A 26,150-nucleotide genomic window follows, 5' to 3' on the forward strand; every position below is an offset into this window, starting at 1 on the left:
ATGACGCTTGTCTCATCGCTTATGGCGATATGGCCGCTGCTTTCATGGTGCCATCCAGCTTGCGATGAATTAGAGACACCAAGGTCAAAATGTCCAGCGCATCCTGTTCGGACATGGGCCAATTCGTCTTGGGCGCGTGTGCCAGCGGATTGCGCACGGCGCCGAATAGGCCAATCAGCAAATTGGCAAAGCCTTTCTGTTCGCTCTTTTCGGACTCGGTATTGAGCGGTCCCAAGACTAGAACGGGCTGTTGGCCAGCGAACGCCTTGTTCACCAGATCCGCGCCATCGCCGTTCAGACCAGACAGCAGGCGAATCCTCTCTGCGACGCCCTTCGTTGCCTCGAAGACGGCATGGAAATAGTTTTCGTCCAGCAATTCGGCACGGCAGTAGTTCAGCACCTCGGCATGCACAAGGCGGTTTTCCAGAGCTGCCTTGAGTCGCCCGGCTCGGGCGCGGGCGGCATCGAGCGTTGTGGCCTTATCGGCGTGTGCGACCTTGCCATCTTCGCGCACGTAAAAGCCGGAGAAGGCAAGAACGACGTTTAGTTCGTCGCGCCGCCATGCGAAGGTTGCAGCATCTCGCGCGTAGCTCACCGGGTTCATAACTCGGTTGATGAACATGATGAGGTGGTTACCGATTTGATGCTGGTTCTGCGCTCCGGCCAGCGCATTGAATAGTCGCTTCCACTTCGTCATACCGGGTGACATGTCGGCGACGTTGATGTCCTCCAGCAACCTCGCGATCTGTGTGCCGGTTAAACCTCGTTCGGTATCAGCGAGAACCCGGCAGGCGGCTTCAAGATGTTGTGAACTGAAAATTGGAATATCAGCCATGAGTTTCTCTTTGAGTTTCCTTGAAGCCCATTCAAGCCATCTGACCGCTCATGCCCTCGCCTATTTGTCTTCAGTACGCCTCTCTACGCTCCTGCGAGTTTCCGCGATAGCCAAAGAAAGCCACCATAGCTTTATGCGATGGGGATCCGCGCATCGCCGAACATCAGGAGCTCAATATGGAGAATAGCGCGTCGAGAAAAATTAACCAGATCAGCGGCAGCGAGGTGCCACCGCCGCCTGCACCCCTGCCCCTGCCCGGCTCGAGCGGCTACGACGATCTCCCGCAGTTCCCGAAGCATGGCGTTCTTCCATTTCGGCGCACCATTCGCCGCCATGAGTTGCGGCAGATCGTCCCACTGGCTGAAACCACGATCTATGAAATGGAGCGCCGCGGTGAGTTCCCAAAGCGATTCAATCTGACGCCACGCTGCGTAGTGTGGGATCTGGCCGAGGTGGAGGCCTGGGTCAACGAACGCAGAAATACACCTCGCACCTGCGTCAGCAAGCCGGATGTCCACCTGCGAAAGACCCGCCCAGTTCGGGCGGGTTCCAGCCGCGAATAAGGCTCGCGGCGACCTCACCCCACACGTGCTTCCAGATCCTCCACAACGGCCCCTGAAAGCCGCTGTCCCTCTTTCAACACATTGACCTGCAGGGCCACGCGCGCGACCTCCAGCACGCCCTTGGCCAGCGAGTAGCTGCCCCGGGCCTGCAGCCAAGCCAGTACATCCGCCAAATGCCAGATCGACGCACTGCCTTCGTGCACCGGTGTCGGGAAGCTGCCTGGATGAGCCAGCATCAGCTTGCGCATGTTTTGCCGCGATACCCCCACGATGTCGGCCACCTCGGTCAGCCCGACCAAATCCGGCGCAACCTCGATCAACTTGGCCGATGGCACGGCGCGCCGCACGTCGGCCAGCGCACTGCGCACTGCATGATCGGCATCGACCGCCTCGCGGGTGAACTCCAGTGCCAGGCGACCCGGTTGCCCGATGCCGACCAGGGCATCGTCGCAGCCGGCCTCGCCCAGGCGCTCAACCAGCGCTTCGGCGTCGCGATCGTCTTCGGCAAGTTGGTACTTGAGTGTGAAGGTGTACTCCATCGTGCTACTCCTGCGCATCGTCGGCCGCCTCCTGCTCCTTGCGGTGGGTCGTACAGTTGTCCACGACGCGCCGGACGGCGTGCGCGTGGTTCCCAGGGCTCTTCGGCGTGCTCCAGATGCTGGTGATGCAGAACTCGCCGCAGCGGCACTCCGCGTCGTTGTAAGGACAATAGATCCGCCCCCAGGCGTGGCTACCGCCGACGTCTACGCGCCAGCCCTGCCCTTCGGCGTGCCTGAGTGCTTCCTCGACTTCCTTTTTCGGATGAGAGGGACGTGCCATCAGTGATCTCCAGTGTGAGGATGATCGCCACGGTTGTCAAGTGACAACCAAGCGCGTTTCAATCCGACGCAGTCACTGCCGGCACGAATACGTCCCTTGGGATCAACTTCGGCACGTAGTTCTGTCCCCCACCCCAGGCATCGATGAGATGGGCCCACTCCTGCAGCATGTGGCGCCTCTGCTCCGCGTACTGGGCCTTGTTGTAGATTGAGCGCGAGGAACGACCGTCCTCGTGTGCGAGGCATTTCTCGATCCAGTCGCGGTTGAAGCCGATTTCGTTCAGCAGCGTCGACCCTGTGCGGCGCAGGTCATGGACGGTGAACGGATGCAGCGGCAGCCCTTTGCTCTTGGCTGCCTGCACCAAGAGCTGCGTGACCCGGTTCAATGTGGCGTTGGACATGCAACGCTCTGCGTCGTAGCGCGAAGGAAAGACGTATCTCGATCCAGCCGCACAGGCGTGCAACTTGATAAAGATGTCGAGCGCCTGGCGCGACAGGTAGACCACGTGCGGATTGCGTCCCTTCATCCGCTCCTTTGGAATCGTCCACGTCGCGTTTTCGAAATTGACCTCGTCCCATGTGGCATGGATCAATTCGCTCTTGCGCACCAGCGTCAGCAGAATCAAACGCAATGCCAGTTTGATGGTCGGATAGGTCGCGGCTTGGTCCAGTTGCTGCACGACGAGCCGGATCTCCAGAGGCGACAGCGCGCGATCCTTGGGTACGAAAGTTGCGATCGAGGCAGCGCCCACGCTGTCGGTGGGGTTGGGTACTTTTTCGCCATGCGCGATGGCGTAGACGTACACCTGCTTCACGATGTCGCGGATCTGTACCGCCGTGGCAGGCGCGCCGCGTTCCTTGACCTTGTTGCACAGGGCGCGCAGATCCTCCGGCTCGATCTCGGTGAGCAGGCGATTGCGAAACGCCGGCAGGATGTCGCGGTCGATGATGTGTTTGCGCATGGCACGGGTGCTGTCTGCCAACTTGGCATTGGCAAACCATGCGTCCATGGCCTCCCCGAACGTCTTGATGGACGCCACCCGGCGCTTCTCGCGCTGCTTTTCGATCGCGGGCGAGACGCCCTTGAGCACGGCCTTGCGCGCATCGAGGAGCAGTTCGCGCGCCATGGCCAGCGAAATGCCTGCGGGGCCATAGCGACCCAGGGTCAGCGTCTCTCGGCGACCGTGAAGGCGGTAGTCGTAGCGGAAGGTGACGGTACCGCCCGGCGATACCGTCACGTACATCCCATCCCTGTCAGAAGCCTTATAAACCTTGGACTTAGGCTTCAAATTTCGTAGCGCAGTGTCGGTCAGCATGGCAATTTTTCTCCTGTTTTGTGACGGTATTTCCGTCTGGGTCCCAGGAGACCTGCTGATGCCCGGAAAGCCGCGTGAAACAAGCATTTCCGAGATAACTTTTACCGTCAAAGACGGGTTAAGTCCGAATAGTGAATGAAATTGTCTTAATTTCGCCCCGATTTTTACCGTCAGAGCTTTCGTCAGATTTTTTTGCTGCCCGGCGATAGCCACCGATAGGTGCCGCGACGTATTTCCTTTTAGATCAACACGTTACGGCAGTTTTTCGATTGCTGGCGATAGTCCTCAAAAGACCTGATTTCACTCCCACTCGATCGTCGCTGGCGGCTTGCTGCTCACGTCGTACGTTACGCGGTTGATGCCGCGGACTTCGTTAATGATGCGGCCTGACACCTTCTTGAGCAGCGCATAGGGCAGTTCAGCCCAGTCGGCGGTCATGAAGTCGCTGGTCTGCACGGCGCGCAGGGCCACCACGTAATCGTAGGTGCGGCCATCGCCCATCACGCCCACGCTCTTGACGGGCAGGAAGACGGTGAAGGCCTGGCTGGTGAGGTCGTACCAGGTCTTGCCACTGGATTCGTCACGGAAGTTGCGCAGCTCTTCGATAAAGATCGCGTCGGCACGGCGCAGCAGGTCGGCGTATTCCTTCTTCACCTCGCCCAGAATGCGCACGCCCAGGCCGGGGCCAGGGAAGGGGTGTCGGTAGACCATTTCGGGCGGCAGGCCCAGGGCAACGCCGAGTTCGCGCACTTCGTCCTTGAACAAATCGCGCAGGGGCTCCAGCAGCTTGAGGCCCAGTTGCTCGGGCAGACCGCCCACGTTGTGGTGGCTCTTGATGGTGACGGCCTTCTTGCTCTTGGCCCCGCCGCTCTCGATCACGTCGGGGTAAATCGTGCCCTGCGCCAGGAAGGTGGCACCCTTGTGGCCCCCGTCGCCCGCCTTCAGTTTCGCGGCTTCCGCCTTGAACACGTCCACGAACAGGCCGCCGATGATCTTGCGCTTGGCTTCGGGGTCGCTCACGCCCGCCAGCTTGCCCAGGAACAGGTCGCTCGCATCCACGCGGATCACTTTGGCGTGCAGCTTGCCGACGAACATGTCCATGACCATGTCGCCTTCGTTCAGGCGCAGCAGGCCGTGATCGACGAAGACGCAGGTCAGCTGGTCGCCAATCGCGCGGTGGATGAGCGCGGCGGCCACGGACGAATCCACACCGCCCGAGAGACCCAGGATCACTTCTTCATCACCCACCTGCTGGCGGATCTGCTCCACAGCTTCGGCGATGTGGTCACGCATCACCCAGTCGGGACGGGTGCCGCAAATGCCGAGCACGAAACGGTCCAGCAACGCCCTGCCCTGCACGGTGTGCGTGACTTCGGGGTGGAACTGCACGGCGTAGAAGCGACGGCTTTCATCGGCCATGCCGGCGATGGGGCAGCTGTCGGTGCTGGCCATGAGCTTGAAGCCCGGGGGCAGCTCGGTGACCTTGTCGCCGTGGCTCATCCACACGTTGAGCATGCCGTGGCCTTCAGGCGTGGTGAAGTCGGCGATGTCCTTGAGCAGCGCGGTGTGGCCGCGCGCGCGCACGGCAGCAAAGCCGAACTCGCGCTTGTGGCCCATTTCGACCTTGCCACCCAGCTGCTGCGCCATGGTCTGCATGCCGTAGCAGATGCCCAAGACGGGCAAACCCAGATCGAACACCGCTTGCGGCGCGCGGTCGGTGGTGTCTTCGGTCACGCTGGCGTGGCTGCCCGACAGGATGATGCCCTTGAGCGAACCGTCCTTGGCATAGTCGCGCACCCATTCGTCAGTCACATCGCAGGGGTGCACTTCGCAGTACACATTGGCCTCGCGCACGCGGCGGGCGATGAGCTGGGTGACTTGCGAGCCGAAATCGAGGATGAGGATTTTCTGGTGTTGCATGGTGGTGGTCCGTCAGAGGCGGGAGAGGTCGAGAAGTGGGACACCGCTGCGCCGTGCGGCAGCGGCCTGTTGGGGATCAAAGGTGGCCAGGGGCAAGCGCAGCGAGCGGGCGAGCCACAGATAGGCCGCATCAAAGGTGGGCAGGCCGGTCTCCAGTGCCACGTCGAGCACGGCCTTGTGCTGGGCAGGGGCCAATTCATGGAGCTCCACCCGGTGGCGGATGGCTTCGAGTACGCCCCACAGGCCTTCGACAGATGTGGCGGGGATGCGCCCGCTGTTCACGCCACTGGCCAGGATGTTGTGGCACTCCCAGTGCCAGAGGTTGGGCGCCTGGGGCTCCACCTCATCGCGGCGGATAAGGGTGTAAAGACGGCGGGTATGTTCGCTAGCACTGTCAGGCAGCAGCCAGGCGGCGGTGACCGAGGCATCCAGCACGAAGGCGGTCATGCGTTACTCCGACCTGTGCGACGCAGGCTATCCACCGTCGATGAACCTGCGGGTTGAATGCTGGCATGAAGTGCATCCATCTGGCCCAGCTCGCGCGCAATCTGCTCGTCAGAAATCACTGGGCGCCGACGCACGGGAAGCATGCGCACCACCTCTTTGCCATGGCGCGTAATGCGCACTTCCTCGCCCTGCTCGACCAGTTCGATCAAGGCAGAGAACCTGCTTTTCGCTTCGTAGATGCCAACGGACTGCATAAATAAAAAAGTCTGGCCTGAATGCTGAATTCAGACCAGACTATATCAGTCTGACCAGATTTTTTCAATCAGGCCAGACTCGGTATCTCCCAAGGTAGATCAGACCCATGCCCTGCTAACGCCCGCGATCCAGGCTAGGGCAGCCGTGCAAGGGCCGCCCCGCCGCACTGGCTGCGTCTCCCTTCCCGAATGGCGCAGCCATTCGAGAGAAGGGGGAAGGCGCGAAGCGACTCAGGGGGTTGTCCCTTAATCAGCGCGGTAGTTCGGCGCTTCCTTGGTGATCTGCACATCGTGCACATGGCTTTCGCGGATACCAGCCGTGGTGATCTCGACGAACTCCGCTTTGTTGTTCATCTCTTCGATCGTGGCGCAACCGCAGTAGCCCATGGAGGCACGCACGCCGCCCGCCATCTGGTAGACGATGGAAACCATGGAGCCCTTGTAGGGCACGCGGCCTTCGATGCCTTCAGGCACGAGCTTGTCAGCGTTGGGGTTGCCGGTGCTCGACTCCTGGAAGTAGCGGTCTGCACTGCCCTGCTGCATGGCGCCAATGGAGCCCATGCCGCGGTAGCTCTTGTAGCTGCGGCCCTGGAACAGGATGACTTCTCCGGGCGCTTCTTCGGTGCCTGCAAACATGCCGCCCATCATCACCGTGCCGGCGCCAGCGGCCAGGGCCTTGGCGATGTCGCCGCTGTAGCGAATGCCACCGTCAGCAATCAGCGGCACCCCGGTGCCCTTGAGGGCCGTGGCCACGTTGTCGATGGCCATGATCTGGGGCACGCCCACACCCGCCACGATGCGGGTGGTGCAGATGGAACCGGGGCCGATACCGACCTTGACCGCATCCGCACCGGCCTCAACCAGTGCCAGGGCTGCAGCGCCGGTGGCGATGTTGCCACCGATCACGTCGATCTGCGGGTAGTTCTGCTTGACCCAGCGCACGCGGTCGATCACGCCCTTGCTGTGGCCGTGGGCCGTGTCCACCACGATGGCATCCACACCGGCCTTGACCAGGGCTTCGACGCGTTCTTCGGTACCCTCACCCACACCCACCGCCGCGCCTACGCGCAGGCGGCCTGCGGCATCGCGGGCCGCGTTGGGAAAGCTGGTCTGCTTGGTGATGTCCTTCACCGTGATCAGGCCCTTGAGTTCAAAGGCGTCGTTCACGACCAGGATGCGTTCGAGCTTGTGCTTGTTGAGCAGCGCCTTGGCTTCGACCGGCGTGGTGCCCTCTTTTTCATTGACCGTGATGAGCTTCTCGCGCGGGGTCATGATCTGGTGGACCTTGACGTCGTAACGGGTCTCGAAGCGCAGGTCGCGGCCGGTGACGATACCCACCACCTTGCCGCCGTCGCACACGGGAAAGCCCGAGATGCCCAGTTGTTCGGACAGCTGGAGCACCTGCAGCACCGTGTGCTCGGGGGTGATGACCACGGGATCACGCAACACGCCAGACTCATAGCGCTTGACCTTGGCCACATGAGCAGCCTGCTCCTGCGCCGTGAGGTTCTTGTGCACGATGCCGATGCCGCCCTCCTGGGCAATGGCAATGGCCAGACGCGCCTCGGTCACGGTGTCCATGGCGGCGGACACGAGCGGCAGGTTCAGTTGGATATTGCGGGAGAGTTTCGTCGCGAGGGACGTGTCCTTGGGCAGGACCTGGGAGTACGCTGGCACCAGCAACACATCGTCGAAGGTGAGCGCTTTTCCAAGAAGGCGCATGAGAAAGCTCCAAAAGACGGATTGTACCCGCGCCGCGTGTGGTGAAAACGCGCCCGCCCGTCTTCAACGCACTGGCGGGGGGTGAGTCACATGGATAAACTTGTCCGCATGAAAATGCACAAGCTTCTCCTGCTGGCCGTGGCCTGCACCTGGGCCATGGGCGCGGCGGCGCAATGGCAGTGGATCGACAAGGACGGCCGCAAGGTCTTCAGCGACCGACCCCCACCCCAAGATACCCCGGAAAAGAACATCCTGAAGCAGCCCGGTGGCGGGGGTCCGCGTTCAGCACCCGCTCCAGTGGCAGCCGCACCAGCGGAAGGAACCCCTGTGGCCGCAACCACCGCTGCCGCCTCGGCCACCAAGCCTGCCGCCAGCGCGCCGGGTACCGGCAAGGACAAAGCCCTGGAAGAGAAAAAAGCCCAGGCAGAAGCGGCCGAAGCGGCCAAGAAAAAAGCAGACGAAGAAAAGCTGGCCAAGGCCAAGGCAGACAACTGCACGCGCGCGCGCCAGGCCAAGGCGGCGTTTGATTCGGGCAGACCCATCACCCAGTCCAATGCCCAGGGAGAGCGCATCTTCCTCGACGAAGCTGGCCGGGCGGCCGAATCCAAACGCCTCGACGGCATCATTGCCGCCGACTGCAAGCGCTAACCCGAGCCCCCCAAGGCGACCTCAGTAGCCCGACTTACCCCCGGGCCGCTGGCGTGCAAAAAGCCCCGTGGTCCGCGCGCCCTGCCGTGCAAAACGTTCACGGCGGGCCACCTTGGGGTCCACTTTCAGTGGGCGGTAAACCTCCACACGGTCCAGATGCCTGACTGCGGCGTCAGGCAACACTGCGCGACCCCAGATGCCCAGGGTCGGCCGGTCTGCACTGCCCTGCGGCCCCAATGCGCCATCCGCCCCACACGCCCGCAGTGCATCAGCCACGGTGGCACCTTCGGGCAGCTGAAGTACCCATTCCTGCGTTTTGCGAGGAGCAATACAGACCAACACCGTGACCTGCACAGTGCTCCCCGGCACCCGCTCAGCCATACACCTGCTCCGCACGCTTCACAAAGGCATCGACCATGCTGCCAGCGATGCGGTCAAACACCGGGCCTACGAGCGCCGCGAGCGTGGCACTGTCAAAACCGTAGTTCAGCAGCAATTCCACCTTGCATGCGCGCTGCGAACCGTCGCCCACCGGGTGGAAGTGCCAGTCGCCATCCAGGCGCGAGAACGGCCCTTTGATGAGATGCATCTGCACGCGCCGACCTGCCTCGTGGGTATTGCGCGTCACAAAGGTCTGGCGGATGCCACTGAACGCAATGCCCACTTCGGCGGTCATGCCGTCCTCGGTCTGCTCCAGCACGCCCGCGTGATCGCACCATGGCAGAAACTGGGGGTAGTGTTCCACCCCGGTGACCAGGGCAAACATTTCTTCGGGGCTGTACCAAATGAGGACGGACTTGTGAACGGTTTTCATGCAGACTGTGCCTGGCATCGGTGTGCGCCAAGCGGAGGAAATTAGAATCGCTGCCAGCGACACCCACACATTGTAGGGAGGCCTTTTAACTCCCGGTTTGTGCCGCATCTACCTCTTCATGGCCAAAAAACCCGATCCTACGTCCCGCATTGCCGACAACAAGAAAGCGGCTTACAACTATTTCTTCGAGGAACGCCACGAGGCGGGCATGGTGCTGCACGGCTGGGAGGTCAAGGCCCTGCGCGAGGGCAAGGTGCAGCTGACCGATGGCTACGTGCTGATCCGCGATGGCGAGCTGTATCTGCTCGGCTGCCTGATCCATGCGCTCAAGACCGCCTCCACCCACGTCAACCCCGAATCGGCGCGCACCAAGAAACTGCTGCTCAAGAAAGACGACATCAAGCGCCTGATCGGCAAGGTCGAGCAAAAGGGCTACACGCTGGTGCCGCTCAATCTGCACTGGAAAAACGGCTTTGTGAAATGCGAAATTGCCCTGGCCAAGGGCAAGGCTGAGCATGACAAGCGCGACACCATCAAGGACCGCGAAGGCAAGCGCGAGGTGGAGCGCGCCATGAAAAGTCGCAGCCGCTGAGGCATGCGTGCGATGCGGTCTGCGCTCACCCAGCCCAGCCCTTGAGATTTTTTTGTGACGCCGTGGAATAAACCGCTGCGCCCATGTGTTTGTCCCGGTGCAAGGCAGCATTCGCCTCCGCCTGCACCACACCCTGGAGAAACCCATGAAAAAACTGATCTCGATGGCCGCCTTCGTCGCAGCAGCCGCACTGGCCGGCTGCGCCACCATGAACGACTCGCCCGTGAAGACCATGGACGGCGTACTGGTCGGAGCGGGCGGCATGACGCTGTACACGTTCGACCGCGACGCGGCAGGCAGTGGCAAGTCGGTGTGCAACGGCCCCTGCGCCACCAACTGGCCACCACTCTTGGCCAGCAAGGCACCCGGTGGCGACTACAGCGTCATCACCCGTGACGATGGCAAGACCCAACTGGCCTACAAGGGCAAGCCGCTCTACTACTGGATCAAGGACACCAAGCCCGGCGACAAAACCGGCGACGGGGTGAACCAGGTCTGGCGCACCGCACGGCCCTGAGAACCCTTCAACGCCGCACAGGCCCCACACGGCATGAACCGCACCCAGGTCATCGAACAACTGCCCGGCCTGCGCCGGTACGCGCGGGTGCTCACAGGCGATGCCTGGGCGGCCGATGATCTGGTGCAGGACACGCTGGAACGTGCCTGCAGCAAGTGGTTGCTGTGGCGCACGGGCAGCGACCTGCGCGCGTGGTTGTTCACTCTGATGCACAACCTGTACCTCAACCAACGCCGTGCGCTGCCCGCGCTGGCGCAGGTGGACATCGACGACATTCACGACCAGTTGCCGGGTGCCCGCGCTCCCTCGGATGACGCCCTGGATCTGGAGCGCTGTCTGCAGCGCCTGCCCGCCGACCAGCGGGCCGTGCTGCTGCTGGTGGCCATGGAGGACATGAGCTACGAGGACACCGCGCGCATTCTGGGCATTCCGGCAGGCACTGTGATGTCACGCCTGTCCCGCGCCCGCACGCGCCTGCGCGCGCTGATGGACCGAGAGCCCGCGCCCAGCCCTATACCGGCCGCCCACGCAGACGCACCCGCAGCAGGCTCAGTGCCTGCGCTGCGTCGCCTCAAATAAAAAAGAGCCATGACCCGCCCCCCCACCATGGACCCGATCCACCCTGCCCCCCACCCACGCGCTGGCGAAAGCAGCACCTGGCACGCCCTCGTGGACGGCCAATTGCCGCCCGCACAGGCGCAGGCGCTGCGCGAGCAATTGCAGGATGATCAGGAAGCGCAGGCCACACTGGCGCACTGGCAGGCACAGCGAGAGCAGCTACACGCCCTGCACCAGGACCTGCTCCACGCCCCCGTGCCCGATACGTTGATGGCCGCAGCATTGCGGGCCACGGACCGCCGGGAGCAGCAGGCGCAGTGGTGGCGTTGGGGTAGCATGGCCGCCTCCGTGTTGCTGGCCTTTGTGCTGGGGTGGACGGGACGCGGCCAGTGGCCCGCCGTGGCACCCGGCAAAACGCTGGCGACGGGCAACGGCACCACGCTGCTGGCTGCCGAACCGGCACAACGCTTCGCCCAGCAAGCCGCAGTCGCCCACGCGGTGTACCAGCCCGAAGTCCGCCACCCCGTGGAAGTTACAGCCGCCCAGCAAGACCACCTGGTGCAATGGCTGTCCAAGCGGCTGGACCGCCCGCTCAAGGTCCCCGCGCTGGGCGCGCAGGGTTATGAGCTGGTGGGTGGCCGCTTGCTGCCTGGCGACACCGGGGTACGCGCGCAGTTCATGTACCAGAACAGCGCAGGCCAGCGCATCACGCTGTACCTGGGCGCCTTGGCTGCGGCATCCACCAGCCCTGGCCCTGCCAGCGACAACACGCCCCGTCCAAAGCCACCGACCACCGCAAGCGCGACCGCATTCCAGTTCACGCAAGATGGCCCGGTGCCAGGCTTTTACTGGACGGACGCGGGCTTTGGCTACGCCTTGAGCGGACAGCTGTCCCGCACCGAGCTGCTGAGCTTGGCGACAGCGGCGTACCAGCAGCTGAACACCTGACGCGCCGCCAGGGACTCTCCGGGTGGCCTGCCCGGCTACAACCTTTGCCGATCAGGACAAATGGGCCAGCGGGTGGGCGTGTGCAGGCCAGGGACTGGTGAAGAACTGCGCCACCATATCGGGCGTCACGTCTTCGATGCGGCCAGGGTTCCATTGGGGCGCATGGTCTTTGTCCACGGCCAGGGCTCGGATGCCCTCCACCGTTTCGCTCTGGCCGGGGCGCAGGAAGAAGCAGTGGCGCACCATGTCGCGCTCCATGCGCAGGTCGTCGGCCAAGCCCATGTCCCGTGCGCGGCGGATTTGTTCCAGCACCACGTGCAGCATGAGGGGCGAGCGCTTGCGCAGCGTGGCCGCCGTGGCGCGTGCCCAGTCACTGTCGGCCGCTTCAAGCGCCGCCACGATCTCGCCCACGCTGCCCAACGAAAAATATTGGTCAATTTGGCCCCTAGCGCTTTTCTGCAAAGCGCTAGCAGCTACAAATTTAGAAGCAACATAGTCTTTGACGGCAGCACCGCTGGCAAAGCTCTGGATGCCCAGCGCCTCCCACACGGCCGCTTGCTGGTCAGCAGGCAGACAACCGTCCGCCAACCGGTTTTCGATGGCATCACCGGCGCCAATGGTGTCGCCGGTGAGCGCCAGCCATTCGCCCACACGACCGGGACACCGGCTCAGAAAATAGCCCCCCCCCACATCCGGGAACAGGCCAATGGCCGTCTCCGGCATGGCCATCTTCGTGCGCTCGGTCACCACGCGCAGGGCGGCGCCCTGGCTGATGCCCATGCCGCCACCCATCACGATGCCGTCCATGAAGGCGATGTAGGGCTTGGCGTAGTTGTGGATCAGGTGGTTGAGCGCGTACTCCTCGGTGAAGAAGTCCTCGATCAGCGGGTTGCCCTGGCTGCCCGCCTGGTGCAAAAAGCGGATGTCTCCACCGGCGCAGAATGCACCAAACGGGCCTTCCTTGTTGCTGCCACGGATGGCCACGGCCAGCACCCGCGCATCGTTTTGCCATGCCAGCAAGATGCCCATGAGGTCACGCACCATGCCCAGCGAGAGGGCATTGAGCGCACGCGGGCGGTTCAACGTGATGAAGCCCACCTGGCCTCGCACTTCACTCAACACATCAGACAATACCGTCTCCGTCATTTTTGTTCCTTCCAACCCAACAGTTCATTAAAAACCAGCGCACCGATCACGAGCACGCCTCCCGTCAGCACCGCCGGAGCAGGCTTTTCGCCTGCGCCCAGCCAGGCCAGCAAAATTCCAAAGATGACTTCGAGCAAGCCGAGCAACGCCATCTCTGGCGCCTTGAGCACACGGCCGCAGCGCACGGCCAGCACACAAGGGATGGCCAATTGCACCACGCCCAACAGCGCCAGCAGGGCCAGGTCATGCCCTGAAGCCTGAAAAGGCAGCGCCAGCGGCAACGTAGCCACCACCGAGATCACCGCGCCGACCAGCACCGCAGGCACCAGGTCCACCGCATGGCCGTGGCGCTGCGAATGCTGCACCAGCACCGCAGGCACCAGGTCCACCGCATGGCCGTGGCGCTGCGAATGCTGCACCACCGTCCAGTTGATGGCGGCTGCCACCGGCACACACAGCGCCACCAGCGTACCTGCCAGAGGCAGGCCCGCCATCTGCGAACCATACATCCACCCAATGCCCAGCCCCGCCACGGCAATCGCGGCCCAGGTGCGCGGGGCGATGTGGTGGCCAATGAAAACCCTTGCAAACAGCGCGGTGAGCAGCGGCCCCACAGCCATCGTGACCAGCACGTTGGCCACCGGCATGAGCACCAGCGCCACCATGAATGCCGTGAACATCACGCTCCAGCACACGCCAGAGATCCACAGCGCACGGCCGCTGTGGCGCATGGAGGCGAACACCGCCCTGCCCTGAAGCGCAGGCAGGATGACCAGCAGCGACAGCAGCGTGAAGAAGCTGCGCCAGAAGGTCACCTCAAAGCTCGCCGCATGCTCCAGGTGGCGCGTGACCACACCGGCAATGGACCACATGAGGGTCACGGCCACCATCAGCGCCACGGCACGGGAATGTGTCAATTTCAACAGAGGCTCCAGGATTCAGACGGCAAAAAGGCCACTGCGTCGCAGTGGCCCCTTTTTGAACGTGCTCTGAGCGCTTCTCTGAACGCTCCGCCGATCAGGACCGTGCAGCGCGCTTGCGCTCGTTCTCGGTCAGGTGGCGCTTGCGCAGGCGCACAGACTTGGGCGTGATCTCGACCAGTTCATCGTCCTCAATGAATTCCACGCCGTATTCCAGCGTCAGGTCGATCGGGGGCGTGATCTTGATCGCGTCTTCCTTGCCAGAGACACGGAAGTTGGTCAGCTGCTTGGTGCGCGTGGCGTTCACGATCAGGTCGTTGTCGCGGCTGTGGATGCCCACGATCATGCCTTCGTACACGGGGTCGTTCGCCTTCACGAACATGCGGCCACGGTCGTCCAGCTTGCCCAGGGCGTAGGTGAAGATTTCACCATCGTCCATGGAGATCAGCACACCGTTCTTGCGGCCGCCGATGTCGCCCTTGTGCGGCTCGTAGCTGTCGAAGATGTTGGAGATCAGGCCGGAACCACGTGTCAGGTTCAGGAATTCGTTGGTGAAACCGATCAGGCCACGTGCGGGGATGCGGTATTCGAGGCGTACGCGGCCACGGCCGTCGGACTCCATGTTCACCAGCTCGCCCTTGCGCTCGCCCAGGGCCTGCATCACGCCGCCCTGGTGGCCTTCTTCGATGTCCACCGTCACCAGCTCGATAGGCTCGTGCTTCACGCCGTCGATGTCCTTGAACACCACGCGGGGCTTGGACACGGCCAGCTCGTAGCCTTCACGGCGCATGTTTTCCAAGAGGATGGTCAGGTGCAGTTCACCCCGGCCCATCACTTCGAAGATACCTTCTTCATCGGTCTCAGACACGCGCAGGGCCACGTTGTGCTGCAGCTCCTTTTGCAGACGGTCCCAGATCTGGCGGCTGGTCACGAACTTGCCTTCGCGGCCGGCCAGGGGCGAGGTGTTCACGCAGAAGTTCATGGTCAGCGTGGGCTCGTCCACCTTCAGCATGGGCAGCGGTGACGGGTTGGCGGGGTCGGTCACGGTCACGCCGATGCCGATGTCTTCGATGCCGTTGATCAGCACGATGTCGCCAGGGCCCGCCAGCGGCGTCTGCATGCGATCAAGGCCCTGGAAGGTCAGCACCTGGTTGACACGGCCCTTGACGGACTTGCCATCGGGGCCTTCCATGACGAGCACATCCTGGCCGGGCTTGATGGTGCCCTGGCTGATGCGGCCCACGCCGATGCGGCCCACAAAGGTGGAGAAGTCCAGCGCCGAAATCTGCAGTTGCAGCGGAGCGGCTGGGTCACCCGTATTCGGTGGAACGTGCGAGAGGATCGTGTCGAACAGGGCCGACATGTCGGGACCCCACTGCTCGCCCGGCGCGCCTTCTTCCAGCGACGACCAGCCGTTGATGCCCGAGGCGTACACCACGGGGAAGTCGAGTTGTTCGTCGGTGGCACCGAGCTTGTCGAACAGGTCGAAAGCGGCATTCACCACCTTGTCGGGGTTGGCACCGGGCTTGTCCACCTTGTTCACCACCAGGATGGGGCGCAGGCCCAGAGCCAGGGCCTTCTTGGTCACGAAACGCGTCTGGGGCATGGGGCCTTCTTGCGCGTCGATCAGCAGCACCACGCTGTCCACCATGGACAGCGCACGCTCCACTTCACCGCCGAAGTCCGCGTGGCCGGGGGTGTCCACGATGTTGATGTGCGTGCCCTTCCAGCTCACGGCGCAGTTCTTGGCCAGGATGGTAATGCCACGCTCTTTTTCAATCGCGTTGTTGTCCATCACGGTGTCAACGACCTTTTCGTGGTCGGCGAAGGTGCCGGACTGGCGCAGCAGCTGGTCGACCATGGTGGTTTTGCCGTGGTCAACGTGGGCAATGATCGCGATATTGCGGATTTGTTTCGTCGTCATAGTTTTTCCAATGTGCCGCTGGCTTGAGGGTGCGGCATGCCTTCCAAAATTTGTTGAATTTCCAGCGGACTCAGGAGCCTGTCCGGCACCAGCTCCCCGCCCACGATGTGGCCCACCCCCAGCAGTGCCGGAGGATTCTCGCCGAACACCGCCACGGCACTGGCATCGGGCCAGGTGCCACGGCGACGCACGCCCGACAGGAATCGGGCTGCATTCTCGCCGTCCAGCGTGACACGCACGTGTTGTGCCAGCAGCGACTCGGGCGCCTCCAGGCTGGCCAGGCGCTCCGCCTCCGGCATGGCTTCCAGCTGGGCCAGCGTGACGCAGCGCTCCACACCGATTCCACCCGTGTCGATGCGGCGCAAGAAGGTCAGGTGCGCGCCGCAACCCAGCGCCGCCCCGATGTCTTCACCCAGCGTGCGGATGTAGGTGCCTTTGCTGCAAGTTACTATTATTTTGATAGCTACTTGCGCTTTATCTGTCTGCGTCAGGGTCAGTTTTAATGCATGAATGACGACATCGCGCGCTTCACGCTCTACCGTGACACCTGCTCGCGCGTACTCGTACAGCGCCTTGCCGTCTTTCTTGAGCGCACTGTGCATCGGCGGCACCTGGCGAATAGGGCCGGTGAACTGCTCTTGCACGGCCGCAAGACGCTCAGGGGTCAGCTGTGCCAAGTCCACATCACAGCGTTGCACCACATCGCCTTCGGCGTCGCCAGTGGTGGTGGTGGTGCCCAGCAGTGCAACGGCTTCGTAGGTCTTGGGCGCATCCAGCTGCAGCTGGCTGAACTTGGTGGCCGCGCCAAAACACAGCGGCAACACGCCGGTGGCCAAGGGGTCCAGCGTGCCGGTATGGCCCGCCTTTTCGGCGCGCAAGAGCCATTTCGCCTTTTGCAAGGCATCGTTGCTCGAAAGGCCGAGCGGTTTGTCGAGCAGCAACACCCCATGCACAGGGCGCCGCTGCACCCTGGTGCGAGGCGCGTGCATGGACTACTCCTCTTTTGCGCGGGAAGAAACTGCCTTGGCGATCAAGGCATTCATGTCGGCCGCACGCTCGGAGGTGCGGTCGAACACGAAGTGCAGCGTGGGCACCGTGTGGATGTGCAGGCGCTTGAACAAGCCGTTGCGCAGGAAACCCGCAGCCTGGTTGAGCGCCGCCTGTGTCTCCACAGGGTCGCCCGTCAACAGGCTGAAGAACACCTTGGCATGTGCATAGTCTGGAGTCACCTCCACACCCTGCAGCGTCACCATGCCCACACGCGGATCTTTCAACTCGCGCGCGATCAGCTCCGTCAGATCGCGCTGGATCTGATCGGCGACCTTGAAGGCGCGGTTGGGGGTGGAAGATTTCTTCGCAGCCATGTCGTCGTCACCGATGCCTTACAGCGTCCGCGCGATTTCCTTGATGTCAAAGAATTCGAGGTGATCGCCTTCCTTGATGTCGTTGTAGTTCTTGAGCTTGATACCGCACTCAAAGCCTTCCTTGACATCCTTGACATCGTCCTTGAGGCGCTTGATCGAATCGACTTCGCCGGTGTAGACCACCACGTTGTCGCGCAGCAGGCGGAAGCGTGCGTTGCGATGGACCATGCCGGAAGTGATGTACGAACCGGCAATCGTGCCGATCTTGGTCGCAACGAACACCGTGCGGATCTCGGCGGTACCGATGATCTCTTCGCGCTGCTCGGGGGCCAGCATGCCGGACATCGCCACACGCAGCTCGTCCACAGCGTCGTAAATGATGCTGTAGTAGTGCAGATCGACGCCATTGCCTTCGGCCAGCTTGCGCGCACCGGCATCGGCCCGCACGTTGAAGCCGATCACGATGGCCTTGGAGGCGATCGCCAGGTTGATGTCGGACTCGCTGATGGCGCCCACGGCGGCGTACACCAGCTGCACCTTGACTTCGTCGGTCGAGAGCTTGAGCAGCGACTGCGCCAGCGCTTCCTGCGAACCCTGTACATCGGCCTTGACGATGATGGGCAACATCTTCACTTCGCCCGCCGTCATGTCAGCAAACATGTTTTCCAGCTTGGCGGCCTGTTGCTTGGCCAGCTTGGTGTTGCGGAACTTGCCGGCACGGTAGGTCGCGATTTCGCGGGCACGGCGTTCGTCCGTGAGCACCATGAATTCGTCGCCGGCCTGCGGCACTTCCGTCAGACCCTGGATTTCCACCGGGATCGACGGGCCTGCCGTCTTGGCGACCTTGCCGTTTTCGTCCAGCATGGCGCGCACGCGGCCATAGGTCTGGCCAGCCAGCACAATATCGCCCACCTTGAGCGTGCCGGACTGCACCAGCACCGTGGCCACAGGGCCGCGGCCCTTGTCGAGCTGGGCTTCGATAACCAGACCCTTGGCCAATGAATCGACCGGTGCCTTGAGTTCCAGCACTTCGGCCTGCAGCAGCACTTGCTCCAGCAGCGTGTCGATGCCCATGCCGGTCTTGGAAGACACCGGCACGAAAGGCGAATCGCCACCGTACTCTTCAGGCACCACCTCTTCGACCACCAGCTCCTGCTTGACGCGGTCGGGGTTGGCATCGGGCTTGTCGGCCTTGGTGATCGCCACCACGATAGGAACACCAGCCGCCTTGGCGTGCTTGATGGCTTCCTTGGTCTGGGGCATGACACCGTCGTCGGCCGCCACCACCAGGATCACGATGTCCGTGGCCTGGGCACCACGGGCACGCATGGCCGTGAAGGCCTCGTGGCCCGGGGTGTCAAGGAACGACACCATGCCGCGTGGTGTTTCCACGTGGTAGGCACCGATGTGCTGCGTGATGCCACCGGCTTCACCCGCAGCCACCTTGGCGCGGCGAATGTAATCGAGCAGCGAGGTCTTACCATGGTCCACGTGGCCCATGACGGTCACCACAGGAGCACGTGGCAACAATTCCACGTTCTGCTGGGTCGTATCGTCGTCGGTAAAGGCTTCTGGATCGTCCAGCGCTGCCACCACCGCCTTGTGGCCCAGTTCTTCCACCACGATCATGGCGGTGTCCTGGTCCAGCGGCTGGTTGATGGTGACCATCTGTCCCATCTTCATCAGCGCCTTGATCACTTCAGACGCCTTGATCGACATCTTGTGTGCCAGCTCTGCCACCGTGATGGTTTCGGGCACATGCACTTCAATGATGCGCGCCTCGACCGGTGCAGACTGCTGGTGATCGTCGCGATGGTCGCGGCTGTCGCCACGGCGGCCACGCGGGCCACCACGCCAGTTGTTGCGACCGACACCGCCGCTGCTGTCGCCACGGGTCTTGATTTCTTTTTTCTTGGCGGTGTCGTTGGCCCAGCTGGAGGACAGCTTGGCCGACTTCACTTCCTTGCCAGCGCCTGGCGCACCTGCGCCTGCCCCGGCAGTGGCGGGAGCGCCTGCGCGCGCCACACCGGTGCCAACAGCCGGCTTGTGCAGGGTGCCCTTCTTGGCATCCCCCACAGCAGCGGGCTTGGCCACTGGCTTGGGTTCTTCTGGCTTCTTGGCCACCATGACCGCCTTCTTGGGCGTGGCCATCATGGACCGGATCGCAGCAGCTTCCGCTTCGGCCTTGCGGCGACGGGCGTCCAGGTCAGCAGCGCGCGCTGTTTCCTCGTCGGCGCGTGCCTTGGATTCAGCGGCAGCCTTTTCGCGGGCTTCGGTTTGGGCTGCATTGCGTGCAGCGGCTTCGGCCGCCTGCTCGCGGGTGGCCTCCTGCTTGACAGCAGAGGCTTGTGCCTTCTTCTCGGCTTCCTGGGCGGCATAGGCGGCAGCGCGCTCCTCAGCTTCACGCTCGCGCTTCTCACGCGCTTCACGCTCAGCACGCTTTTCGGCCAGCTCCGTCTCCTGGCGACGGATCAGCTCGGCCTGGCGGCGAGCTTCTTCCTCGCGGCGGGACAGTTCCAGGTCTTCGCTGGAAACAGCGGCCTCTTCCGCAGCGGCGGGCGCGTGGGATTCGGCAGATGCCTCGGCACCTTCGTCGCGCTGGATGAACGTGCGCTTCTTGCGCACTTCCACCTGGATCGTGCGGGCCTTGCCCGTGGCATCCGCCTGCTTGATCTCGCTGGTGGACTTCTTCACCAGCGTGATCTTCTTGCGGTCGGCCGAAGCCGTGCCGTGGCTGGCCTGCAAATAAGCAAGCAGCTTTTGCTTGTCCGACTCGGTCAACGCGTCGGAAGGGGCGGCCTTGCCCACGCCCGCAGCTTTGAGCTGGTCGAGCAGGGTTTCAGGCGATTTTTTGAGTTCGGTTGCAAACTCGGCGACAGTATTACTGGACATATGTGGTTCGTGCCTCCCTGACCTTTACTCTTGCCCCGCGAACCAGTGTTCGCGCGCCTTCATGATCAAGGCTTTGGCATCTTCTTCAGACTGTCCGGTCAGGTCGGTCAGTTCATCAATGGCCAGATCGGCCAGGTCGTCACGTGTGTGCACACCGCCTTCAGCCAACTTGGCAATCAGCTCGGGGGTGAGGCCTTCGAGGTCGCGCAGGTCCTGGGAGACCTCTTCCACGCTTTCCTCACGGGCGATTTCCATCGTGAGCAGCGCATCCTTGGCACGGGCACGCAACTCGTTGACGGTGTCTTCGTCGAAGCTTTCGATCTCCAACATTTCCTGCAGCGGCACATAGGCCACTTCTTCGAGGCTGTTGAAGCCTTCGGAGATCAGGATGTCGGCGATTTCCTCGTCCACATCGAGCTTTTCCATGAACAGCTTGCGGGCCGTGTCGGTCTCGTTGGCCTGCTTTTGCGCGCTTTCGGCGGCGTCCATGATGTTGATCTTCCAACCCGTCAGATCGGACGCCAGACGCACATTCTGACCACCACGACCAATGGCGATGGCGAGATTTTCCTCGTCCACGACCACGTCCATGGCGTGTTTTTCTTCATCGACCACGATGGAGGACACGTTGGCCGGGGCCAGGGCGCCGATCACAAACTGTGCGGGGTCTTCGGACCACAGCACGATATCCACGCGTTCGCCAGCGAGTTCGTTGGTCACCGCATTGACGCGGGTGCCACGCACACCGACGCAGGTGCCAATGGGGTCCACGCGCTTGTCGTGGCTCAGCACGGCGATCTTGGCGCGCGAGCCGGGGTCACGGGCGCAGGACTTGATTTCCAGCAGGCCTTGTTCGATCTCAGGCACTTCGTTGCGGAAGAGTTCGATCATGAACTCGGGGGCCGAGCGCGACAGGATGATGGGAGCGCCGCGCAGCGTCAGGTCCACTTCCATGATCATGGCACGCACACGGTCGCCACTGCGCAGGTTTTCCTTCGGGATCATCTCGCCACGGCGCAGACGTCCTTCCACACGGCCGGATTCGACAATGATGTCGCCCTTGTCCATGCGTTTGACGGTGCCGGTAAAGATTTTCTCGCCGCGCGACATGAAGTCGTTGAGCAGCATTTCACGCTCGGCGTCGCGGATCTTCTGCAGGATGACCTGCTTGGCAGCCATGGCGCCGATGCGGCCGATGGGCACGGACTCGACACCTTCTTCGATGTACTCGCCCACTTCGATGTCCGGAATGCGGTCCTTCGCATCCATCAGCAGCTCTTCGGCCTCGGGGTTTTGCAGGCCGGCATCATCGGGCACCACCAGCCAGCGACGGAAAGTCTCATAGTTGCCGCTGTCGCGATCTACGGACACGCGAATGTCCACCTCGCCCTGGTACAGCTTCTTGGTAGCCTGGGCCAGGGCCGACTCCACGGCGCCCAAGACCACATCACGCTCCACGTTCTTTTCGCGCGAAATGGCCTCAACCAACATCAACAATTCGCGATTCATGCGACGACTCTCCTGTTTCAATCACCCGAAGGCGGAGGCTGCGCGCGGCTGCCACCCACCCCAATTTTTCAGCAGCCACTCAGGCGGGTGCCGCCCCAGCCTTGCCTGCACGCCCCTTGAAATCCACGATGGGCGCCAGGCGCACATCCCGAACCTCGTCCAAGGTAAAGCCCAGCGCCTGCAATGGGGCGGGCACACGTTTCTTGCTGACCCTTTGACCTGGCTTGACCGGCGGCTCGTCACTCCAGACGATCTGCCACCCCCCAGCCTCGGCGCGCTCCAGCGTGCCGCGAAATTTCTTGCGGGTGGCATTCACCTGCCCCGCCGCCGCCGCAACGCCGATGGGCGCCTTCAGGGTGACGTCGATGACCGAACCCTCGAAGCGGACAAAGTCTTGCTCATGGCGCAGGGGGCGATCGATGCCGGGGGACGACACTTCGAGGCGCTTGTACTCGACGCCATCGACCTCCAGCGCAAACTGCAGCTGGCGCGTGACCTTCTCGCAATCCTCAACGGTCACGAACTGCTCAATCACGGGCTGGGGCGCATCAGCGGCCGGCTGCACCCAGGGCAAGTCGATGGTGACGCGCAGCAAACCGCCAGCGGAGCGTTCGATCTCCACCAGGTCATACCCCAGGCCCGTCACAATTTGTTCAACGACTTGCTGCAATGCCACGTGTTCAGTTCAATCCCGGAAAAACAAAAAACCCGATAACCCCCGGAGACTCTTCCCCGACAGCTTCGAGCTCCAAAAGCGTTCGACCAAAAAAAACGGGCGGTTGGTACCCGCCCGTTTGGTCGTGAGAGTCGTATTGTAGCGCGCAAAGTATTGATTTGCAAAGGCGCGGACGGGCAAAACTGTTGTCAACGCGCCTAGGCCAGTGTGCATGCGGCCTGCCGGACGATGTGGTGCCAAAACGGCACCTGGCGCTTATCCAATCGGCGCAAGCAGCTATGACTGTGATAGCGGCTGCAGCAGCTCGGCCAGATCGCCCTCGGTGAACAGCGGCTCCTTGCGTGCAGCGGAGTCGCTGTATAGACTGCCCGCCAGCTGCGCCTTGCGCTCCTGCAGCGCCAAAATTCTCTCTTCAATCGTGCCTTGCGCCACCAGTTTGATCACCCATACGCTCTGTGTCTGTCCAATGCGGTGGGCGCGGTCGGTGGCCTGGTTTTCCACCGCCGGGTTCCACCAGGGGTCGTAGTGAATCACCGTGTCGGCCTGCGGCAAGTTCAGCCCCACCCCGCCCGCCTTCAAGCTGACCAGGAACAGGGGCACCTGCCCGCTGGTGAACTGTTCGATGATCGCGTCGCGCTTCTGGCTCTGCCCCGTGAGCTTGACCCAGGGCAGGTTGCGTTTTTTCAGCTCGGCCTCGATCAGCGTGAGCATGCTGGTGAACTGCGAGAACAGCAAAATGCGCCGCCCCTCGGCCAGCATCTCGGGCAGCAGCGCCATCAGCTGGTCCAGCTTGGCCGATGTCTTGACCTTCTTAGCAGCATCCAGCGGCACGAGTTGCGGGTGGCAGCACACCTGGCGCAGCTTGAGCAGCGCATCAAGGATGGTGATCTGCGACTTGGCCAGCCCCTTGGACTGCAGGGCTTCGCGCACGGTTTTTTCCATACCCAGGCGGATGGTTTCGTACAGATCGGCCTGCGTGCCGGTCAGCTCCACGGGCATCACCGACTCGACCTTGGGCGGCAGCTCGCCCGCCACCAGGGCCTTGGTCCTGCGCAGCATGAAGGGCGTGATGCGCGCGCGCAGCTGTGCCATGCGCGCGCCGTCGCCCAGTTTTTCGATGGGCGTGCGAAACACCTCCTTGAAGCGTGTCTGACTGCCCAGAAAACCTGGCATCAAAAAGTGAAACAGGCTCCAGACCTCGCCCAAATGGTTTTCCATGGGCGTGCCCGACAGGCACAGCCGGTGGCGCGCCTGCAGCTGGCTGACCACCTGCGCGGCATGCGTGCTGGCGTTCTTGATGTTCTGCGCTTCATCCAGCACCACCAGGTGCCACTGGTGCGCCAACCAGCGCACGCGGTCGCGCTGCAGCAGCGAATACGGGGCGATGACCAGGTCATGCTCGGTGACTGTATCTGCCATGCCGTGTCGGCCGGCGCCATGCAGCACCAGACAACGCAGCCCAGGGCAAAAGCGGGCCGCCTCGCGCTGCCAGTTGCCCATGAGGCTCACGGGTGCGATGACCAGCGCAGGTGCGGTCAGCCGCCCCGCGTCTTTTTCGACCTGGATGTGTGCCAGGGTCTGCAGCGTCTTGCCCAGGCCCATGTCGTCGGCCAGCACACCGGCCAGTCCGTGGGCACTCAGAAACTGCAGCCAGTTCAGCCCCTGCTGCTGGTACGGCCGCAAGGTGGCCCGCACGCTGGCGGGCAAAGGCACCTCCGGCAAGGCGCCGACGCCCTGCAACTGGGCCACCATGGCGCGCAAGGCATCGGCGCCCTGCCACACCGCGCCCTCGCCCAACGCGGCGCTGGTGCGCAGCGCGTCCATGCGCGAGAGCTTGAGGCTCTCGCCCTTGAAATCGTGCGCGCGGTCGCCCACCAGGTCCAGCAAGGCGGCCATCCAGGGGCGCAGGGTGTTGGTGGGCAGGCGCACAAAGCCTGGGCCGTTGTGCGATGGCAGGTACACATGCGACGGCAGTTGGGGCAGCCCCGTCGCAGGGTCCAACGGCTGGGCCGCCGCGGCGGCAATCAGCTCGGGCAGCCAGGGCAGGACGTTGTGGCGCACGCCGTTGATTTCCATGCCCAGCGACAGCGCAAACCAGGGGGATGTGGCCTCATCGTCGCCGCTGGGCTGCAGCGCCACGTCCAACGTGTCGGCATGGGTGATCCAGCCGTTCAGCGCGGCATCCCGCGTGAGTTCAAACCCCGCGTCGCGCAGCACCGCAAAGCCGTTGTCGGCCCAGTGCATCCAGTCGTTTTGCGATTGCTCGCCGGGAATGCCGAACAGGCCATCGTCCGTCCCCAGCAGGCCCAGGTCCATCAGGCGCTCGATGGCATCCAGCTCGGCCATCGCATCGCGCTGCAACAGCACCTGGCCGCCGTCAGCGCCCGACACCAGCACGCCCAGCTCCTGCCCGGCCCACCAGCCCACATGGCCCTGGTAGTCAAACCGCAGCTGGGCGGTGATGAGGCCGAGGTAGGGAACATCGGATTCAGGCACGGGCGCCAGGTGCAGGCGCGCCACGGGCTTGACACCCTGCAAACGCGTCAGGGGGCTGAGTACCGGCGGCAGCGGCAGCATGCCGCCCAGGCGGCTGGCCACATCGGCGTGGTGCTTTTGAAGCGCGGCGGTGCCCAGCGGGGGCGCCTGCAGCAGCAGCTGCAGTTGTGCGGCACTCAGGCCCTCGGCCAGCACGGGGCCACACAGGCCCTGGTCGGTGTCCAGGTACAGCGGCGGGTCGTTGGCGCACAGCGTGGCGCTGGGGCTGGGCAGGCGGGCCTGCAAGCGCCAGGCACTGTCGCCGTCGGCCTGGGGGGCCGGGGTTTCGTTCCAGGCCCAGGCGATGGGCAGCGGCTCGCCCCAGCGCAGGGGCGCCCCCACCGTGGCGCCGCCCGCATCGGCAAACAGACGGCCCGTGGCGGCGGCCTGCTGCAGTGCCAGCAGGCCCACCGTGCCTTCGAGCACGCCCGACGGCGCGCCGCTGTAGGCCGAGTAGTAACCCAGGCTGCGCGGCATGGCACGCAGCAGCTGCAGCAGCTGGCGGTCGGCATCGGTGGCGCGGTCGTACACCGCCTGGCCGGGGCCGGGCTGGGTGCGGATGGTCTTGGGCTTGGCCCAGCCGCCGGTCACTTTGGCGTAAGACACCACGGCCTCGATCTGCAGCTGCGGCGCGCCAGAGCGCAGGCGCCCCACGGTGGAGAGCAGATAGAGATAACACTCGGGCCGGTCTGCGCGCGCGCCCGGCGGGGGCGGCACAGCGTTGTCGGCGGCCAGGTCCCAGTCGTGCAGCCAGCGCACCAGGCGCGCCTCGGCCTCGGCGCGGGCCTGGGCGGCCACGCGGTCTTGCATGGCCTGCAGCGCCTGCACAGCCTGGGCCGACAGGGGCGCGGATGAGGGTGCGAGTGCCGGGCCCGAGCGCAGATGCGCCGCCTTCAGCGTCAGCGCCACAGCATGTTTGCAGTCTTCACCGACCGGGCAGCTGCATTCGCCCGACCACGCGCTGACCTGGCCGTTGGGCGCCAATTGCAGTTCTACCGACAGCCCATACGGCTCGGGCTGGGTGCCCTGCACCTCGCCATGGATGGTGAAGGCGCTGTCGCCGCGTTCCTCGATGTCGATGTGGACCACCGCCGCCTGGCGAAAAAGATCCATGCCCCGCGACCAAGCGCCTTTTTCGCACCAGGCCTGAAGCGAGTTGATGGGAAACCAGGGTGCGGAGGAGGAAGACACAAAGTTCAAAGAAAAAACGCCTCTTGCGCGCGACCATCAAG

25 protein-coding genes are annotated in these 26,150 nt (G+C 63.4%); 6 read left to right on the forward strand and 19 right to left on the reverse strand.

The genetic code is table 11. The features are described 5' to 3' along the window. Positions 1-19: 19 nt before the first annotated feature. On the reverse strand, positions 20-835 hold the full coding sequence (locus tag KW832_RS12535; protein ID WP_218300126.1) for a TIGR02391 family protein: 816 nt from the start codon (positions 833-835) through the stop codon (positions 20-22). Positions 836-1,011: 176 nt separating this feature from the next. Between KW832_RS12535 and KW832_RS12540 the strand changes: the two genes are divergently transcribed. Beyond that, the gene (locus KW832_RS12540; RefSeq protein ID WP_218300127.1) at positions 1,012-1,398 is read left to right on the forward strand and encodes an AlpA family transcriptional regulator; all 387 of its coding nucleotides are present in this window, start codon (positions 1,012-1,014) and stop codon (positions 1,396-1,398) included. Between the two features lie 14 nt (positions 1,399-1,412). Here KW832_RS12540 and KW832_RS12545 read toward each other — a convergent pair whose 3' ends face one another. The 7 genes from KW832_RS12545 to guaB form a co-directional block, all read right to left on the reverse strand. Next, positions 1,413-1,937, reverse strand: a complete 525-nt coding sequence (locus KW832_RS12545; protein ID WP_218300129.1) for an AlpA family transcriptional regulator — start codon at positions 1,935-1,937, stop codon at positions 1,413-1,415. A 4-nt stretch (positions 1,938-1,941) separates the two neighbouring features. Beyond that, complete coding sequence (locus tag KW832_RS12550; RefSeq protein WP_218300130.1) at positions 1,942-2,217, reverse strand: hypothetical protein; 276 nt, start codon at positions 2,215-2,217, stop codon at positions 1,942-1,944. A 58-nt stretch (positions 2,218-2,275) separates the two neighbouring features. Further along, on the reverse strand, positions 2,276-3,532 hold the full coding sequence (locus tag KW832_RS12555) for a site-specific integrase (protein WP_218300132.1): 1,257 nt from the start codon (positions 3,530-3,532) through the stop codon (positions 2,276-2,278). A gap of 300 nt (positions 3,533-3,832) precedes the next feature. Further along, positions 3,833-5,452, reverse strand: a complete 1,620-nt coding sequence (gene guaA, locus KW832_RS12560; protein ID WP_218300134.1) for a glutamine-hydrolyzing GMP synthase — start codon at positions 5,450-5,452, stop codon at positions 3,833-3,835. A 12-nt stretch (positions 5,453-5,464) separates the two neighbouring features. Beyond that, complete coding sequence (locus tag KW832_RS12565) at positions 5,465-5,899, reverse strand: type II toxin-antitoxin system VapC family toxin (protein ID WP_055398149.1); 435 nt, start codon at positions 5,897-5,899, stop codon at positions 5,465-5,467. Beyond that, the gene (locus KW832_RS12570; RefSeq protein WP_142145376.1) at positions 5,896-6,153 is read right to left on the reverse strand and encodes a type II toxin-antitoxin system Phd/YefM family antitoxin; all 258 of its coding nucleotides are present in this window, start codon (positions 6,151-6,153) and stop codon (positions 5,896-5,898) included. The genes KW832_RS12565 and KW832_RS12570 overlap by 4 nt, the downstream gene beginning before the upstream one ends. 246 nt (positions 6,154-6,399) lie before the next feature. Next, positions 6,400-7,875 (reverse strand): IMP dehydrogenase, encoded by a 1,476-nt coding sequence (guaB, locus tag KW832_RS12575; protein WP_218300136.1) that lies wholly within the window; start codon positions 7,873-7,875, stop codon positions 6,400-6,402. 108 nt (positions 7,876-7,983) lie between these two features. Between guaB and KW832_RS12580 the strand changes: the two genes are divergently transcribed. After that, positions 7,984-8,523, forward strand: coding sequence for a DUF4124 domain-containing protein (locus KW832_RS12580; protein ID WP_218300138.1), 540 nt, complete (start codon positions 7,984-7,986; stop codon positions 8,521-8,523). 21 nt (positions 8,524-8,544) lie between these two features. Here KW832_RS12580 and KW832_RS12585 read toward each other — a convergent pair whose 3' ends face one another. Both KW832_RS12585 and KW832_RS12590 read right to left on the reverse strand, forming a co-directional pair. Then, positions 8,545-8,904, reverse strand: coding sequence for an RnfH family protein (locus KW832_RS12585; RefSeq protein ID WP_218300139.1), 360 nt, complete (start codon positions 8,902-8,904; stop codon positions 8,545-8,547). Continuing rightward, the gene (locus KW832_RS12590; protein ID WP_121420481.1) at positions 8,897-9,337 is read right to left on the reverse strand and encodes a type II toxin-antitoxin system RatA family toxin; all 441 of its coding nucleotides are present in this window, start codon (positions 9,335-9,337) and stop codon (positions 8,897-8,899) included. The genes KW832_RS12585 and KW832_RS12590 overlap by 8 nt, the downstream gene beginning before the upstream one ends. Before the next feature lie 118 nt (positions 9,338-9,455). On the opposite strand from KW832_RS12590, the gene smpB reads away from it, so the two are divergent. The 4 genes from smpB to KW832_RS12610 all read left to right on the forward strand — a co-directional run bounded on the left by smpB (position 9,456) and on the right by KW832_RS12610 (position 11,952). Beyond that, positions 9,456-9,929, forward strand: coding sequence for an SsrA-binding protein SmpB (gene smpB, locus KW832_RS12595; protein ID WP_055398252.1), 474 nt, complete (start codon positions 9,456-9,458; stop codon positions 9,927-9,929). A gap of 145 nt (positions 9,930-10,074) precedes the next feature. After that, the gene (locus tag KW832_RS12600; protein ID WP_218300140.1) at positions 10,075-10,446 is read left to right on the forward strand and encodes a hypothetical protein; all 372 of its coding nucleotides are present in this window, start codon (positions 10,075-10,077) and stop codon (positions 10,444-10,446) included. 33 nt (positions 10,447-10,479) lie between these two features. Further along, positions 10,480-11,025 carry an RNA polymerase sigma factor gene (locus tag KW832_RS12605; RefSeq protein WP_218300142.1) on the forward strand — a complete coding sequence of 182 codons (546 nt, stop codon included), beginning with the start codon at positions 10,480-10,482 and terminating at the stop codon, positions 11,023-11,025. Positions 11,026-11,034: 9 nt separating this feature from the next. Next, positions 11,035-11,952 carry an anti-sigma factor gene (locus KW832_RS12610; protein WP_370628690.1) on the forward strand — a complete coding sequence of 306 codons (918 nt, stop codon included), beginning with the start codon at positions 11,035-11,037 and terminating at the stop codon, positions 11,950-11,952. A gap of 51 nt (positions 11,953-12,003) precedes the next feature. On the opposite strand, the gene KW832_RS12615 is transcribed toward KW832_RS12610, so the two are convergent. The 9 genes from KW832_RS12615 to KW832_RS12655 form a co-directional block, all read right to left on the reverse strand. Next, positions 12,004-13,098 (reverse strand): enoyl-CoA hydratase/isomerase family protein, encoded by a 1,095-nt coding sequence (locus tag KW832_RS12615; RefSeq protein WP_218300144.1) that lies wholly within the window; start codon positions 13,096-13,098, stop codon positions 12,004-12,006. Beyond that, positions 13,095-14,024 carry a DMT family transporter gene (locus KW832_RS12620; protein WP_255577745.1) on the reverse strand — a complete coding sequence of 310 codons (930 nt, stop codon included), beginning with the start codon at positions 14,022-14,024 and terminating at the stop codon, positions 13,095-13,097. Before KW832_RS12620 ends, KW832_RS12615 begins: the two co-directional genes overlap by 4 nt. Before the next feature lie 91 nt (positions 14,025-14,115). Further along, the gene (gene typA, locus KW832_RS12625; RefSeq protein WP_055398157.1) at positions 14,116-15,942 is read right to left on the reverse strand and encodes a translational GTPase TypA; all 1,827 of its coding nucleotides are present in this window, start codon (positions 15,940-15,942) and stop codon (positions 14,116-14,118) included. Beyond that, the gene (truB, locus tag KW832_RS12630) at positions 15,939-16,931 is read right to left on the reverse strand and encodes a tRNA pseudouridine(55) synthase TruB (protein WP_218300145.1); all 993 of its coding nucleotides are present in this window, start codon (positions 16,929-16,931) and stop codon (positions 15,939-15,941) included. Before truB ends, typA begins: the two co-directional genes overlap by 4 nt. A 3-nt stretch (positions 16,932-16,934) precedes the next feature. Next, positions 16,935-17,306: a 30S ribosome-binding factor RbfA gene (rbfA, locus tag KW832_RS12635; protein WP_010458038.1), complete on the reverse strand. Its 372-nt coding sequence runs from the start codon at positions 17,304-17,306 to the stop codon at positions 16,935-16,937. Positions 17,307-17,324: 18 nt separating this feature from the next. Further along, positions 17,325-20,198, reverse strand: coding sequence for a translation initiation factor IF-2 (gene infB / locus KW832_RS12640; RefSeq protein WP_121506026.1), 2,874 nt, complete (start codon positions 20,196-20,198; stop codon positions 17,325-17,327). Positions 20,199-20,222: 24 nt separating this feature from the next. Continuing rightward, complete coding sequence (gene nusA, locus KW832_RS12645; RefSeq protein ID WP_121420486.1) at positions 20,223-21,707, reverse strand: transcription termination factor NusA; 1,485 nt, start codon at positions 21,705-21,707, stop codon at positions 20,223-20,225. A 79-nt stretch (positions 21,708-21,786) separates the two neighbouring features. Next, positions 21,787-22,383, reverse strand: coding sequence for a ribosome maturation factor RimP (gene rimP, locus KW832_RS12650; RefSeq protein WP_218300146.1), 597 nt, complete (start codon positions 22,381-22,383; stop codon positions 21,787-21,789). A 276-nt stretch (positions 22,384-22,659) separates the two neighbouring features. Then, on the reverse strand, positions 22,660-26,031 hold the full coding sequence (locus KW832_RS12655) for a DEAD/DEAH box helicase (RefSeq protein WP_218300147.1): 3,372 nt from the start codon (positions 26,029-26,031) through the stop codon (positions 22,660-22,662). Positions 26,032-26,150 lie beyond the last annotated feature (119 nt).

The organism is Acidovorax sp. sif0632 (assembly GCF_019218805.1).
In the GTDB taxonomy this organism is placed as follows: domain Bacteria; phylum Pseudomonadota; class Gammaproteobacteria; order Burkholderiales; family Burkholderiaceae_C; genus Acidovorax; species Acidovorax facilis.